The organism is Desulfobulbus oralis (genome assembly GCF_002952055.1).
GTDB lineage: Bacteria > Desulfobacterota > Desulfobulbia > Desulfobulbales > Desulfobulbaceae > Desulfobulbus > Desulfobulbus oralis.
The window spans coordinates 487836-502705 of record NZ_CP021255.1 but is presented as its reverse complement, the minus strand read 5'-3'; the positions used below and the strand labels follow the sequence as shown (position 1 = coordinate 502705).

Sequence of the window (14870 nt, the reverse complement as noted above, 5' to 3'; positions counted from 1 at the left end):
GCCTGCCGCCCTGTGTCTTGTGCAATAGTGGAAATTTGTTATATATTCGCTGGCGCTTCACAACGCAACAAGAACAAGCCCACAGCGAGATCATGGCCCCACGAGAATCCGCCCAAGCAGCCCAAACCACTGCCACCATCGCCCGTTCCGCAGGAGCCGTCAGCATTGCCGTTATGTGCAGTCGCCTCCTGGGTCTGGTTCGGGAGCAGGTCTTTGCCGGCCTCTTTGGCGCCGGCCTGGCCTACGACGCCTTTGTCGTTGCCTTCCGCATTCCCAACCTTTTGCGCGACCTCTTCGGCGAGGGGGCGCTGTCCGCGGCCTTTGTCACCGTCTTTTCCGAATACAACACCAACAAAAGCCAACAGGAGACCTGGCGGCTGGCAAGCAATGTCCTCGTTTTCTTCGCGGTCTTTGTGAGCGGCCTCACCCTGATCGCGCTGCTCTGCGCCGAACCCATCGTGCACCTGTTGGCCCCCGATTTCCAGTTGGTGGCCGGCAAGACGGAGCTGACCGCCACGCTCACCCGCATCATGCTGCCCTTTCTGCTCTTCGTGTCGCTCTCCGCCGTGGTCATGGGCATGCTGAACACCAAGGGCAAATTTTTCGTGCCCGCGCTGTCGTCCAGCTTCTTCAATCTGGGTTCCATTGTGGGCGGCCTGACACTCGCCTGGCTGCTGCCGCGCTTCGGCCTGCCTGCCATTGTCGGCATGGCCTGGGCTACGCTGTTGGGCGGGGCGCTCCAGCTCCTGATCCAGGTGCCGACCCTCGGCAAAACCGGTTTCCGCTTCCACTTCGTCTTCGCGCCCCGGGACAGCGGACTCAGGCGCATACTGCTCCTGATGCTGCCCGCCACCATCGGCCTTTCGGCGACCCAGCTCAACATCTTCATCAATACCAACTTCGCCGCCTCCTGCGGCCAGGGGGCGGTGTCCTGGCTGAACTATGCCTTCCGGCTCGTACAACTGCCGATCGGCGTTTTCGGCGTGGCGCTCTCCATCGCAATCATGCCGGTTTTGGCCAGAGAGGCGGCAGAGAGGGACCTGAACAGCCTGAAACAGACCTTCACCTCTTCCCTTGTTCTGGTGCTGGCGCTGGCCTTGCCGGCCACGGCCGGACTGGTGCTGCTGGCCGAACCCATCATCCGGCTGATCTTCGAGCACGGCGCCTTCACCGCGACAGACACCCAGGCCACCGCGCAGGCGCTCTGCTGGTACAGCGTGGGTCTCTTTGCCTATGCGGCCAACAAGGTCATGGTGCCGGTCTTTTACGCCACCGGCAACACCCGCTACCCGGTCATCGGCAGTTTTCTGGGAGTGGCGGCCAATCTGGCGGTCATCAATCTGGTGATTGCCACCATGGGCCACCGGGGCATCGCCTTTTCGACCTCCTGCGCCATGATGCTGAACTTCGTATTCCTAAGCGTCGTGCTCTACCGCAAGCTGCACGGCTATCCGCTGTGGCATCTGGTCACGGGTCTGGGCAAAATCTTCTGCGCCTCTGGGCTCATGCTGGCCGTGACCTGGGGCATGAGGCAGCTCCTGGCCCCATGGCTCGCCGGCATGCTCCTTCAGCAGATCCTGGCCATTGCGGCCATCGTGCTGGTTGCGGTGCTGAGCTACGGCAGCCTGCTGCAGCTCCTGCGGCTGCCTGAATACACATTGATCACCAAAAAATTCCGTCAGCGCTTCGCCCGCCGCCCGAGCTGACAGAGCAGATCGATCTGCGCCATCAGGGCCACTACGGCCGTATCCACGTGCAGGATGCGGCTGCCCATGGAAAAACGGGCAAAGCCGGCTTGCGCGAACATCCCGAGTTCGTAGTCGCTCCAGCCGCCTTCCGGGCCAATCGCCAGCCTGAGCGGCGCAGTGGCTGTGGGCAGGACAAAGACTTCAGAAAGCGTCCTGTCCGCCTCCGGATGGGCGAGCAGACCAGGCCCGGACAGACCGGGCAGCACATCCTCGACAAAGGGCCTGAACTGCCGGTATATGCGCACTTCCGGAAGCCAGGTGTCTCGGGCCTGCTCCATGCCTGCCAGCAGAAGACTCCGCACTTTGTCCGGGGCCAGCACCGGACTTGCGAAATAGGATTTTTCCACCTTCTGGCTTTTCACCAGATGAAGACGCCGCATACCCATGACCGTGGCCTGCTTGAGGATGCGCTGCAGCATGATCGGCCGTGGCAGGGCCAGAATGAGCTCCAGAGGCGGTGGTGCGGGCGGCGGCCCATCCAGTGCCAGTTCCAGCCGCACGGCGGCCTCGTCAACAGCCAGCACCCTGCCCCTGCCCTGACAGCCGCCCACCACGCCAACCCTGAGCGTGTCGCCGGGCCGGGCCTGCAGGACTGCCCGTACATGCGCAGCCCGGCGCCCCTCCAGCAGCACCTGGCCCCGGCAGATTTCCTCAGCCTCGACCAGCAAAAGATTCATAATGCCTTGCTCCCCGCTAGATGCTCATTGCCAATGCGCAGCTCGGTCAGGATGTGAAAAGATGAAAGGACAGGACGGGATTCTGGTCGAGTTGACAGCGTCAAGCACCTGGCAGCCGGCAGGAGCCCGGCATGTCCCGCGCCCATCTTACCCTGGAAGAACGGATCGGCATCGAAGTATTTTGCACACATGGGCATGATTGCCGAACAATTGCCGCCTGCCCTGGCCCGCCACCACAGTACCATTTCCAGCAAGCTGCACCAGGGCAGTGCCAACTCCGGCCAAACCCGGCTCCTGCGCCCGGACTGCTGATTGCCGCGCCATGAGCGCTGCATGAGCCGCTCCGACCTGCTCGCCCGAACAGATTGCGGGTCGTCTGCTGCTGGACTATCCAGAGGATGCAGGCACGCGCATCAGTGGGAGACCATCTCCCGCTGGATCTCTGCCGCCGCACAGCCTGGCGATACCAGTTGCCGTCATTTGCGCCGCGCCCACCGATGCCGCAGACGGCAAGGCAGAAACAGCTTTTGGCGGGCGGCATCATGGTCTTCATCCGCACTTCGTCCTTTGCGGCGGGTCAGTATCACGAGGCGACGGGTCAGTTCAGCTTTCCGCAAGCCACTTCCGACAGCTTCACGATGAACAAGGCGGCGCTGAAAATTCTGGAGGGGATTTACAGGGAAGGTCCGGCGTATGCCAAAGCGGGCGTCATGTTGTTTGACCTGACTTCAAGGCGCAGCCGGAACCAATACTCGCTCTTTCCCGTCGTTACGCCGAAGGAGCAGGAACGGCGGGACACCCTGATGGCCGCGCTCGACGCCGTGAACCGGAAGATGGGCGGGAACACGGTGCAACTGGCCTCGATGGGGATTGGCGATGCGCCGTGAAAGATGCGGCAGGAGAGGACATCGCCACGTGCCACAACCGAATGGGGCGAATTGGCGAAGGCGCGGTGCGATTAGGCGGCACAGTCATCAGTTCATCAAGCCGCGTCCGTCGCCGCACGTTCTCCCAACAGTCGGACATTTTTTGCGCTTCAGCCTCAAGATCGGCGTGTGCCGAACCTACAGCCGCTCCTACAACCCGCTCCAGCCGGGGTTGGGCGAGCAGGTCGCCGAGGTCGCGGTAAAGCGTCCGGCGTTTGTTCAGCAAGCGTTCCAGAATGGGCCTGTCCCAGATTTCGACGTTCAAGGTCTTTGCCCGATCACGCACTTTCTCTTGCACCGAAGGCAGGTTGACGGCCAGCACGGCCCGGCACTTTCCGCCGAAGCGTTTGCCGTATTCCACGCCCGCGCTCTGCGCTTCGGCGGCCGTGTTGCCCTCGCCGAAGGCGTTTTGGGCAGTCTTGCACTGGGTGACCATTTTGCGCCCGCCGGGCGCGTCCAGAAGCGCCACGTCCGCGCCATGGTCGCCGGATTGCGGGGTCAGGTTGACCCGGTTGGCGCAAGCAGGCAGAGAAGCCTGATTTCCGGCACATCAAAGGGGAGCTTCATTTCGGGCAATTTCGTCTGGAGGGTCGTTCTGGCCTTGTCGAGGAAGCGGAGCAACTGGTCCGCGTCGCAGTGTCCGACCGTTGCCGCTTCCAAGGGTTTCATGGGCAGGGCCTTGTTCAGGAGATCGATCACTTCCCAGTCTTTGAACAATCGTTCTTCGGATATGCCGATGACCATCTGGTGAATGTAGCCCTCCTGCGAGGTGATTCTGTCGAATGCAGCCCAGACCGCGAGGGGCTGCTCCAGACCGGGCAGCAGGGAAAGCTGATGCTCGAATTCGCTCGCCTGCCGGATGGCCTTGTCAAACGCCTGGTGGCCGACGCCGACAATCCGCAGGGCGGCGTCCTTGCCCCGCAAATCGCGTGAAAAGACCAGCCCTTCATATCGTGAGCGCACACCAGGGGCGTCCTTTGTCCAGGCATCCGGCGTCTTGAAGGCAAGGCCGTCCTCCTCGCGCAAAATTCGGCGGTTGTTCAGTGACAGCATGGTTTCGAAAAAGGGCTGCAAGTCCTTCAAGTCCTTGGGCGGTATTTGCTTCAGATCGCTCAAGTCGAAGCGGGCGCTGTTGCCGAGAAGGGTTTGCACCGTTTCGATCACGTCACGGCCGCCGAAGGTTTTGGCTTTGTTGTCGAACCAGGAGGACAGTCGCTCCGGCGCGACGGCGGTTCCCTCGGCGAAGAGGTTGTTGAAAAAGCCGGGGGAGGTCATGCCCAGAACCAGTTGCAGCAAATCTTCCGGGTCGTCCATTGCGCTGCCCAGCGCGTGCATGATGGTTTCAATCTTCGTGTTGAGCTTGTCCCAAATCCGGGATTCCACAGTGGCCGGGTTGCGCAGGGTGACGACCTCGACGGGGTGCTTCTGGCCGTAACGGTTCAGGCGGCCCACCCGTTGATGCAGGCGCATGGGGTTCCAGGGCAGGTCAACATGAATCAGGGTGTGGCAGGATTCCTGCAAGTCTATGCCTTCACCGGCCGCCTCCGTGGACACAAGAAAACGCACCTTGCCCGCGTTGAACTGTTCCGCAGCGTCTTCCCGCTTCAGCGCTATCTCCCGCGCCCGGCCGTCCGGCCCGACAAGACCCTCGATGCGTTCGTCGCCATTGATGAAGGTGACGCAATCCGCGCCGAATTTACACATCAGGGCCGACATGAGCAGGGCCTGGGTGGCCTTGTACTCGGTAAAGAACAATACGTTTCGCCCCGAATAGCGGTCGTCCAGCACGTCGAGAATGGCGCTGATCTTGGTTTCCTCCCGGATGGCGGCCGTCATTTCGATCAGCTTCTCCAGGGCGGGTATTTCATCCTTGACCAGCTTCAGCGCCGAAGACAGCGCTATAATCTCCTCCTCGTACTTTTGGAGATCATCGGACAGGTATGATGCGGGATCGTCGGAGCGCTCCAGCATTTCCTGTATCATTTTTTTCCGTTCTTTCGCCTGATTCAGCTCGTCCTCTTTTTTGCGCAGGCGTTCCAAGCGTCGGATCAGCGCCCGGCGTATGGCGGCGATGGAACTGGATGCCAGTTTCTGCATGGCGATCAACACCAGCATGACTGCCCGTTGCTCGTTTTCGGACAGGGTGGAGGCATAGGCCCTGCCGTCCGCGATGAAGTTTGTCAGCAGGTCGTAAAATTCGGCTTCCTCTTCCGAATACGCATAGGTCTCCGGATGGTTGACGACCGGCTTGAACAGCTTGTTGCCCGCCATGTCCGTCACGTTCTGCTTGTTGTTGCGGATCAGCACTTCCCGCAAATGGGGGATTTGCGCGTCCGGCATGGCTTTGGGGGAGAACAAATCGGGCCGGAGCAGATGCAGCAGTGCGAAGAAGCCGTAATCCTTGCCCCGGTGCGGTGTGCCGGTAAAAAAGAGCCGGGCCTTGACCAGATTCTTTTTCAACAACTTGTCCACCAGGCGATAGCCCAGGGTGGCTCCGGTATCCTTGTCCGCATTGAGGTGGTGGGCCTCGTCCACAATCAGCAAGTCCCAGGGCTCGGCGGCGAGCAGGCGTTCATGCCGCTTGTTGTGATCGTCCCGAAGCGTTTGCAGGGAGGCGACGACCTGATTGTTGGTGTTCCAGAAATCCGACTTGTCGGTGTCGGCCGGGGGCAGGTACTGGTTCAGGCGGATGTCGAACATCTCGCGCAGGCGGTATTGCCATTGTCCGACCAGGGATGCCGGGCAGATGATCAAAAGCCGTTTGACCAGCCCCCGCGTCAGCAGGGGCCAGAGGATGAGTCCGGCCTCGATGGTTTTGCCGAGGCCCACGTCATCGGCCACCAGGAACTGGGTAGGCCAGTTGCGCAGCACCCGATGGCACACCCACAACTGGTGCGGTAACAAGGCGATGCGTGACTTGGAAAACACGCCCCAGGTATCGTTGACCGACAGGATGGCCTCGGCCTGCGTGCGGCAGATGGCCTCCGGTTGCAGCGCGATCCGCCCAGCCCGGATCAGGTCTTCGATGCCGGTTTGTACCTGAAGGGAGGAGACGGCGCATTCCTCTATGCCGTGCTTGAACCGCACAAAGGCGGTTTCGCCCCTGGGAAATTCGACCTGCCCTCTGCCGAAACGCTCATGGACGACGGTTTGTCCGGTGATCAACTCGTTCATGGTGTGCTCTCAATTCAGTATCCGTTGGCGTTGATCGTCTTTTTCAGCCAGAATCTGCAAGGGGATGTCGTAACACCCGTCGAAAGTGACCCGGTCTTGGCGGAGATGCCCACCGAGGAAATCGTAAATGATTTTTGAGTCATTGATGCTGCCTTGCGCATTGAGACCGGAGCATCCCAAACTGGAGCACAATTCCCGGACGCGGCCGACCGGCACGTAGCAGAAGGGATCAACCTGCGCGTTTTTCAAAATACCTTTACGCCGCAATTCCCGCACCACGAAACAGGCACCTAAGCCAAGGGTTTTGTCAATCGGGGGCGCGGCAATGCCGCCTCCCTGAAATACAGGATTGGTCAATGTCTTCAAGATGCCGTCAAGATTCGGCATGTGGTCATGGCTATCAATGCTCAAGAAGGCTTCGCGATAAGAGTCAAGATGACGGGAAAGTTTGTAGATGCTCACATAATGATTCATCCATACTTCATACTGGCTGGAATCCACTTGATTTGAAATATATGTTTCCAAAATTCCCATCCATTCATCAGAGCGCTTTTCCGGGTTTGCTTTGGAGAAAATATCCCACCATCCTTCCTCAACACAGTCGTCGATGAAGGCTCTGTGTTGGACATTCCGTTGGCGACCCATCGTGTGAAAATGCCCCAATAGAAAGAGAGCAAGCCAGGAACTGCGGTCAAATCGTCCGACATCTTCCTCTTCCAAGTTGAAAGATGGGCGTAACCCTGGATAGGTGCGTCGTTCGTAGTCTTGAATCCAGCCCCCTTGTTCCGCCTTCCACCAGTCATAAATCCTTTTCAAGGCGTCTTTGGGTGAGATCTGCGTCCGTGCAAGTGGCGGAGGTGGTGGCGGTGAAACCCCACGTTGCAATTGGGCCAAAGTAGGCAGGCGGCGAAGCAGTATTTCCGCTTGGTCTTTAAAGTCCCATCCGCTGAAGCATTGGGAATTCCAATCCAATCCTTCTACCCATTTGCCGCTTTTTTCCTTGCGCACCCGTTCCGCAAGTTCATCCCCTTGGTTGCCTTCAAGCAAATAACGCAGGGCGGCGCTTTGTTTGTTGGGCGTGTCTGCGGCAAGCAACCATTCGGTCATGTCGTCAATATCAGCAGTGAAGCCGCCCCGGCATATTTTGAAAAAGGTCAATGCGTCATCCTGGTATTCCGAAGCGAGAAGCGCTTCATCCGGCGCAAAGGCCGCCAGTCTGCTTGCCTCGCTCTTTGCGGATGCCCCGCTGTCCGCAATCAGCAACTCGCCGCTTTCGTGGAAATTGCCGTCCTCGCCCCTGAAGAGGAATGCCTTCAATTCACCTTTGATCTCGCCTTGTTCGTTGGCGAAACGTTCGTCTTTCTCAAGCCCTTTGAGCAAAGCGCCGAGGTCGGCTGCCGCTTCCGGCTCGATTTGGCGGTTTATGTTGCCGAACTCATGCAACACAGCGGAAAGCCTGACCGGAGTGTATCGAAAATCGGCGCTTCCAAATTTGGAGACGAGACGTTTTCCTTGCGCGACGATGCGTTCAGACGTCACTTCATCGGGTGCGCCAAGATACTCCTTGAAGAATCCCCACCCACAAATAGTCCTGAAAAAGCCTTCCTCCGCCAGGACGCCCTTCACCACCTTTTTGATGCTGTCCGGCCTGGTCAGACATTGGAAATCACCCCATAGACCGTTGGGCAGGGCATCCGCCCGGTCGAGCAGGGCTCCGAAGCCATTTGCTCCCGCGACAATCCGCCTGACCACCTCATGTCCGGCCCCTTCCTTGCCTTTTACCGCCCCAGCCAGAACGTTCCACAACGAGTGCCAGAAATCATATTGGGTCACATCTCCTGCAAGACCCAGCCAGTTCCGCAGATCGGGCCAATTCTCCACCTCCAAACTCGCCTCATGCAGCCCTGCCAGGGCATCGGCGAAGCTCCGGCCAAGCTCGTCCGCCTGGGCGGCATTGCCATCGTTTTTGGCGGCCAGGAGCCTCCGTCCGGCGTCGAGTTCAAAGCAACCGTTGACAGCCAAACCGAGCCCGGGCGCATCCTCTGTGGGCGCGACCACCCAAATCCCAGGCACATCTTTGGGCAACGCGCAGAACCCTTTGGCGCTCATACCGAAAAGCACACCCCCTTTACCTTCGGGAAAGCGGAAATACAGCGCCCCCTGCCGCTTGCCCGCGTCGCTGTTGAGCGTGGCTTCTCCAAATTCCAACCTCGCGCCGCCGGTGAGACGGGCGTCGGGTTGCCACCGCGACAATGCCTCTCTGCGCAGTGGTTTCGCCGACTCGCGCCGCCGGTGAGACGGGCGTCGGGTTGCCACTGCGCCTCGCTTGCCGCTATTCCTTCAAGATCAATGCGGCGAATCCGCTTGGCAAAGATGCACAGCAATCCGGCACGCTGGATAAAGTCGCGGGTCAGGTTGTCGGGGTTTTGCTCATCAAGGGGTAAAGCGATCAGCGTTCCGGGCCGTTTTTCGCCCTTCAGGGTCAGCTTGTGGAGCAAGTCCCGATAGTATTGGGCATCCTCCAGTGGTTTGGGGCACAAGCCGCCGACGATTTCCGCCGCCAGGCGGCCGCTGACCAATTTGGGCTTGGCGCTCACCAGAAAAACGCTTTTGAAGCCGAGGCCGAATTTGCCGGTCACGCTACCGACTTCCGCCTTATCGGAGGCGGAAAGCATGAGCATCTTTTCCAGGTCGCAGTGAAAACCGCGTTCCCGCCCCGGAAATGGGGCAACCCCAACCTCATTGATCCAGCGGCCCCAATGCGCGAAAATATACTGTGTCGTCCGCCTGGGCGACGACAACGCGGCGGTTGGACGCGACAAGAAAGGCGCCATCGTCATCCGGCAGGGGATGGGGGTGACATTGCATGGTGAGGTATTCCACCACTGCGTCGTCCGCATTCTGGAACAGTTCAAACGGGATACGCTCGGGAGTGTATTGAAATTCCTTCATCTTGGCGCGAACAGCCGCAAGCAGCGCTTCCTGCACCGTGCCGTCCGAAAGCACACGCCGTTGTATCTCTTGAAGATGCTCCGCTTCCTTAGCCTCGTAATTCTTCCTCTCTCCCTCATCTTCGCGAAATTCCACCGCGCTCCGTTGCGCCTCTTCCCATTTTTTGAATTCGTCCCGAAGAGAAACATGCCTGTGTACTCCCCCCAACTGACGAAAAAGCGACGGCAAATGCTTCAAAATCAGGGTTTGCGCCACGTTGATGTCCAGCTGATCGTACTTGTCCAGTTCCGCCCAAAGGCTGCTCAAATTCACGTGTTGCTGGTTATACACCTCCCGCAGCAAGTATTCGGCGGCATCGCGTAGGTAGCCGGAAAGCTCGTTCGGGGTTGCCTGTTGATCCGGTTTGCGTAGGGTGAGCTTGATGGCGTATCGCTCCTTTTTCAGAAGAATGTAAAAAGGGGCTCCGGCAATCAACGACTCGAAATCGGCCTGTTGCGGCACAGAAATCCGGTCGCCGAGAATGGAGGTCACTTGAATATTCGCAGTCCTGTCGGTGACAGAGACCAGAAAATCGAACATATTGAAAGCGGCATCCTTGTCGATGCCGTACAGCCATTCTTGTCTTCCGGCGGCATCCCTCCTGTAATGCGTTTCCCAGGGAATCTGATTCAGTATTCCGTCGAGCGAGCCTTTGCCTTTGAATTCGTCGGCCACTTCCTCCATGCTTTTGCCCAAGATCAACAAAAAGGCGCAGATCATTTCCTCCGCCGGAACCAGATCACGCCAGTCTCTGAAGAAAGAGCGCAAAACGTTTCTTGAATCGTCAAGTTGTGCTTGCAAATCGTCCGGTTCTTGAGGGACGGGCCCATCCATACCAACCAGCGGCGGCTGATTGGCGTGATCGATGACGGCGTACAAAATATCCCGCTGTCGATCATCCAACAGGTGGCTGTCGGCAACGTCTATAGCGTCCGTGCAGAGTTCGGCGCTTTGCCGCCACTGCCCTTCCCGATTGAGCAGCATCAAATTTTCAAGACCGGCTTTTCCGGCCTGCGCCGCAAAGGTCGCAAGGTAGAGATTGAAACATGCGATTATGGCGTTGGCGGATACCCTGTTCGCCGACTCGTGCTTCTTCTGGAGTTCATAAAGAACATTTCTTGTTTTTTTTGAAGGGATTTCCCGGCATAACTCATTGGCGGGTGTTCTCCAATGATCCGGGTAGCGATCCAAGACCTGCGCCAGCAAGCCCCACCCCCGCAGTCGCGCCGCGTCGGGCAGGCTTTGAGCGACTTGAGCGATTTTGCCAAGTTCATGCGTGTTATCCGGCAGGCTGATTTTGCCGATCCTATACGCAGGAGTGTCCGAAAGCAGCAAAGCGAGTTTTTCCAACCCGTGCTCATCTTGGGAAAAAGTACGGCTCCGAAGCAGGGCAAAATTCTCATGCCTGCGAACGTCGTTCGACAGGTTTTCGGGCGAGGAATACACACCTTTGGCTTCCGCCACCAATCGGTTCACCTCATCGGCTATTTCGGGCAGGTCAATTACGTCCTCGGGCTTGACCGGATTGCGGTCGGCATCCAGCAGCCAACGTTTTTTGAGCAGATAATCCGGAATCTGGCGAACCAGTTCATCAAGCCGCGCTGGGCCTATGTCGCCAAGTTGATCCAGGATCAGGGAACAGAATCTGTGCGGGTCGGGTTGCTTCAGGGCAATGCGCAGAATGTTTTCCGGATTGATGGGGGCAATCCATTTGTCTTGCCAGTCCCGAACTTGGCGGTTATCGGAAGGGACAATGAGGTCAATGGCGGTAGCCAATCCATCCGGCAACTGAAGCGTATCGCTTCGCAGATACGCTTGTCCATCGCGGATGCTCACCAGCCTTTCGTCCTCGGTTTCATGAAGCGGCAATTTCTGCCACAAGGTTTGGTCGGCTGCCGCTGCAAGCAATACGGTTTCACGCTCCGGCACGCTCAAGGCTATGCCGTGTAAAGTATCCGCCTCTCGCGACCGCAATTCATCCAGAATACCGATGATGTTGACCGGCTTGAGGCCCAAGGCATTCCAATTGTTCGGCGCGATGAAGCCCACCAGTTGCCTGTCAAGCAGCGTCCAACTGTTGGAGGCGTCCCTTTGCAAATGCGCCCAAATTTTGCCCCACACGCCGCCCGCGCCATCTTCAGGAACCCAAAGGGTATCCTGGTAGCCAAAGTGTTGTGGTTCGCCGTGGAGCAGATAACGGAGACCGCGCATCTGTTCGCGACTTTGCAGAGTGGCGGTCGCTGTCGCCTGGAGCAAAGCTCTGCGTTGAGGCAGTCCCTGCAAGTCGAAGGGAGCGTTACCCAATGCCGCGAGCGCCGCGCTCGCATCGCATGGGGGAACTTGGTCGTTATTATTGAAAGCCAAACCAAAGGTTGCGTTGTTCACCAAGAGAACCCTTTCCTGAATGAGCGCTTGCAATAATGGAGCGACATTCAATTGTTGGCTCAACTGTATTCCTGCAGAAAAGCGGAAAAGCAGTCCTTGGTTCCGGCAGTCCTCCAGTTCCCTGATTGACAGAGCAACTTGCTTGCCACGAAGGCAGTCGTGCCCGGAGAGGATTTTCAATTCCTTGGCCTGATTCAGAACAGAGCGTCTGTCATCATCCGGTAAGGCCTTCACCAGATCACGAGCGATTCCTCGGCAAGTATCGGCGTCCACATTCCTGACAATCAGTTCATGCAGTTTGCGTAGCAACGACAGGGTTTCGTCCGGCGTGAATCTGGCGGTTCCCGGATTGTCTTGAGCATCAAAGTCCTGGTGCAGCAGCAGCTTGGCAGGCACCGCATCCTGGAGCGCCTGCACAACTTCGTCGGACGCATTGAGCCGAAAGCGGTTTTCCGGTAGGATGAAAGACGTAAACGTGCGCACCTTTTCGCGGTGTCGGCTCAAAGCGCTGCCATGCGCATGAAATGCCCTTCTGAAAATTTCCCGCAACCGCGCCTGGATTTCTCCGGTCTTGGTGCAAGGATGAACCTCATCCATATCAAGGAATTGCGTCAGGTATTCCAGCAGAACGCGGTCGGCGAAGACTGTTTGTGCGTCGATTTGCAGCCCCTCCAACAAATCCGCCACATTCCACTGGGGAAGCGGGGTTGCGACAAGGTGCGGCGCATCCTTTTCCACAAAGACCACGCCGCTTTTTTCAAATTCGGAAAGGTGGGGAAAAGTGACCCAAGGGCGCTCAGGGGTGCTCTTGGGCGGTGGCGGCAAAACCCGCAACAGAGCCCCCCGAGCCCGGACTCGCTGCCAGCCTCTGGCCTTCCGGGTCAACCGGCGCACCCAATAGAATTCGGCGCAAATGATGCTCTGGTATTGTCGAAAGGTTTTTGAATCAGCCAGCCCCCGGCTCAAGTTCCACAAATCTTCGTCTGTCAGTTTGGCGGGGCCTTCCTTGCCGAGGCATTCTGCGGCAAAGTCTTTCAAGGAGGGCAGAATCAGCGGCAAAACGCCCAAGCGGGCCAGATGGCTGTTCCACAGGCGGCGCAAGGCCGTCTCGTCGGCGGGCTGCTCGTCCAGCGGGGCCAGACCCTCCTTGCGTGGAAAACCCTCTATGCCGGCACGGCCCGCATCCACAAAGAAGTAGCCATGTAGGGTCAGGCGAAAGGTCTTGTTGGAGCCACGGCATTCGTGTTGCTCGCTCAACTCGTCTCCGACAGGCAGGAAAACGGCCCAGTTGACGACACACTCGCCGCCCGACTTGCCGGACGAGCCGACTGAAAACACTGCGGCGCAGTGCCCCCTGGTCTTGTCCGGCGCGAGTTCGCTTTGCCCCAACGGGTTACGGGTATAGCTTTTCGGCCAGAACGGGCTTTCCTTCAGAGCAAGAAGCCGGGCGTCGTCAACCAGATGCTGCTTGCCGGCAAAGACCGTCGCCGTGCCTTTCCCGCTTCCGTCAGGACTGATGCGGACCAATCCCCGCAGCGAGCTCTCCTCGGGGGTATCCTCCAGATTCCTGCTTATCCGGTTTGGCCTTTCATCAAGTTCGACGGTAAAAGCGGCTTCCGGGGCGTCCGGGGTTTCCCAAAAACAAATCCGGGTCATGCGCCGCAGAAGCGGGAAGAGCGCGGCCAGGCGCTGAGGCAGGTCCGGTTCATGGAGGAAGGCGAGCTGTTTTTTGTTGTCCTCCCCCTCGTCTCCGGGAAACGAGGCGATGATTTCGCCCGCAGTTTGCCCGTTCGGAAGCTGCAAATGCTTCCTTTGCCGCAGGGGCAACCATAGGAGGAAACAGGTAGCGCGTTTTTCCCAGCCCAAAACAGCGCTCAAATGGTCCCGCATCCGTTTGGCGTCGGCTGCGGAAAAATCGTCCCAATCAGCGTGCAGCCGCTCGAAATCGTCGCTTCCGGATGACCAGGGGTTCAGGATTTCGGCATACTCCTTGTCGGGTTCCCTGCCTTTGGCCTGAAAGAAAAAGGCCTCGCAGAAGTGGAACACGCTCTTCATGCCGAGACCGAACTTGCCGATGGACCCGTCTTCCGCCGCCTTGCTGTTCAGTCCAAAGGAGTGAATGGCCCGGTTGTCCTGTTCGGTGAAGTCGCCATCGTTGATGAAGTAAAGGGCCGGGCCTTGGAGCAAGGAGTGTTGGGCGTTCCGAATGCCCGGAGACAGGCCGAAGTCCAGTTGAACGGATACGCAGGATGCATTTTCGGAGCCGGCGTCATCCGCGTTCTGGATGATTTCCTTGAGCACCGGAAAGCCGCTTTCGTAGCGGTCGCGCAGGTTATCGGCAATGAGGCGGATGAATTGCAGGGGGTCTTGGCTGAATCCGGCCATGGCGTTCTCCTTGGGCGGGTGAAGTGCGGAAATGCATATTACCTGTCGGAGCGATTTTGCGAGACAGGGATAAAAAGGACGAGGGGTGTATTTCTCCCGCGCACAATAGCTGCCTCGTATTCACTTCAGCGCGACCAGCCCCCAGCCGGGCGCGGCCGGACGCCATTCCCTCTTGATGTTCGTCACATGGACGCCGAAGCCGTGTTCGTTCGCCTGCGGAAGGCCGTTGGTCAGGCCGGTGGTGACCCGGCGCATGGGCATGACGCAAGCGTGCCCAGCGTAACCTTCGGCAATGCGGGCAAGCCCCCGGTCTGTGCCGAGGAAGGCGTGGCGCTCGTCCACATCCCACAGCCGCACGAAAAACGCCTGATTGCCCAAAATGAAGGACAGATGCTCCAGGCAGGGGCCAAGCGGTGGCTCCGCTTTGAGCCATCTGTAGACGATGCCGCATTGCCGCAAAACACCTTGCAGATGGTTTCCGGCGGACACAAAGCACTCAATGTAGTCCCGCGTGGGACGTGCATTTTCAACCTCGTGCATAGTTGCCTCCTTGCATGTTGACATTTCCCACTCGCAGCGGCAGC

7 protein-coding genes and 2 pseudogenes are annotated in these 14870 nt (G+C 58.6%); 2 read left to right on the top strand and 7 right to left on the bottom strand.

The features are described 5' to 3' along the window. Positions 1 to 92 precede the first annotated feature (92 nt). Entirely contained in the window at positions 93 to 1706 is a 1614-nt protein-coding gene (gene murJ / locus CAY53_RS02025; protein WP_104935718.1) for a murein biosynthesis integral membrane protein MurJ, read from the top strand. Here murJ and CAY53_RS02020 read toward each other — a convergent pair. Continuing rightward, on the bottom strand, positions 1679 to 2425 hold the full coding sequence (locus CAY53_RS02020; RefSeq protein WP_104935717.1) for a 16S rRNA (uracil(1498)-N(3))-methyltransferase: 747 nt from the start codon (positions 2423 to 2425) through the stop codon (positions 1679 to 1681). The two genes, murJ and CAY53_RS02020, sit on opposite strands and share 28 nt — an antisense overlap. Before the next feature lie 398 nt (positions 2426 to 2823). Here CAY53_RS02020 and CAY53_RS02015 point away from each other — a divergent pair. After that, positions 2824 to 3387, top strand: a pseudogene (locus CAY53_RS02015) (DUF4113 domain-containing protein). Positions 3388 to 3634: 247 nt separating this feature from the next. Here CAY53_RS02015 and CAY53_RS14040 read toward each other — a convergent pair. From CAY53_RS14040 to CAY53_RS01990, 6 genes and pseudogenes are all read right to left on the bottom strand, one after another. Beyond that, positions 3635 to 3820, bottom strand: a pseudogene (locus CAY53_RS14040) (hypothetical protein); the annotation flags it as partial. A gap of 29 nt (positions 3821 to 3849) precedes the next feature. Further along, entirely contained in the window at positions 3850 to 6525 is a 2676-nt protein-coding gene (locus CAY53_RS02010; protein ID WP_104935716.1) for a DEAD/DEAH box helicase, read from the bottom strand. Positions 6526 to 6534: 9 nt separating this feature from the next. After that, entirely contained in the window at positions 6535 to 8733 is a 2199-nt protein-coding gene (locus tag CAY53_RS02005) for a hypothetical protein (protein WP_181040365.1), read from the bottom strand. Continuing rightward, positions 8631 to 9200 carry a hypothetical protein gene (locus tag CAY53_RS02000; protein ID WP_181040364.1) on the bottom strand — a complete coding sequence of 190 codons (570 nt, stop codon included), beginning with the start codon at positions 9198 to 9200 and terminating at the stop codon, positions 8631 to 8633. The genes CAY53_RS02005 and CAY53_RS02000 overlap by 103 nt, the downstream gene beginning before the upstream one ends. A 64-nt stretch (positions 9201 to 9264) precedes the next feature. After that, positions 9265 to 14286 carry a sacsin N-terminal ATP-binding-like domain-containing protein gene (locus CAY53_RS01995; RefSeq protein ID WP_104935713.1) on the bottom strand — a complete coding sequence of 1674 codons (5022 nt, stop codon included), beginning with the start codon at positions 14284 to 14286 and terminating at the stop codon, positions 9265 to 9267. Between the two features lie 120 nt (positions 14287 to 14406). Beyond that, a complete protein-coding gene (locus CAY53_RS01990) occupies positions 14407 to 14826 on the bottom strand; it encodes a hypothetical protein (RefSeq protein ID WP_104935712.1) in 420 nt (139 codons plus the stop codon). Positions 14827 to 14870 lie beyond the last annotated feature (44 nt).

Bases quoted from the DNA above. Each gene is read 5' to 3' on its own strand.
- CAY53_RS02000 (WP_181040364.1), bottom strand. From the start codon at position 9,200: ATGCTTTCCGCCTCCGATAAGGCGGAAGTCGGTAGCGTGACCGGCAAA.
- CAY53_RS01995 (WP_104935713.1), bottom strand. From the start codon at position 14,286: ATGGCCGGATTCAGCCAAGACCCCCTGCAATTCATCCGCCTCATTGCC.
- murJ (WP_104935718.1), top strand. From the start codon at position 93: ATGGCCCCACGAGAATCCGCCCAAGCAGCCCAAACCACTGCCACCATC.
- CAY53_RS02020 (WP_104935717.1), bottom strand. From the start codon at position 2,425: ATGAATCTTTTGCTGGTCGAGGCTGAGGAAATCTGCCGGGGCCAGGTG.
- CAY53_RS02010 (WP_104935716.1), bottom strand. From the start codon at position 6,525: ATGAACGAGTTGATCACCGGACAAACCGTCGTCCATGAGCGTTTCGGC.
- CAY53_RS01990 (WP_104935712.1), bottom strand. From the start codon at position 14,826: ATGCACGAGGTTGAAAATGCACGTCCCACGCGGGACTACATTGAGTGC.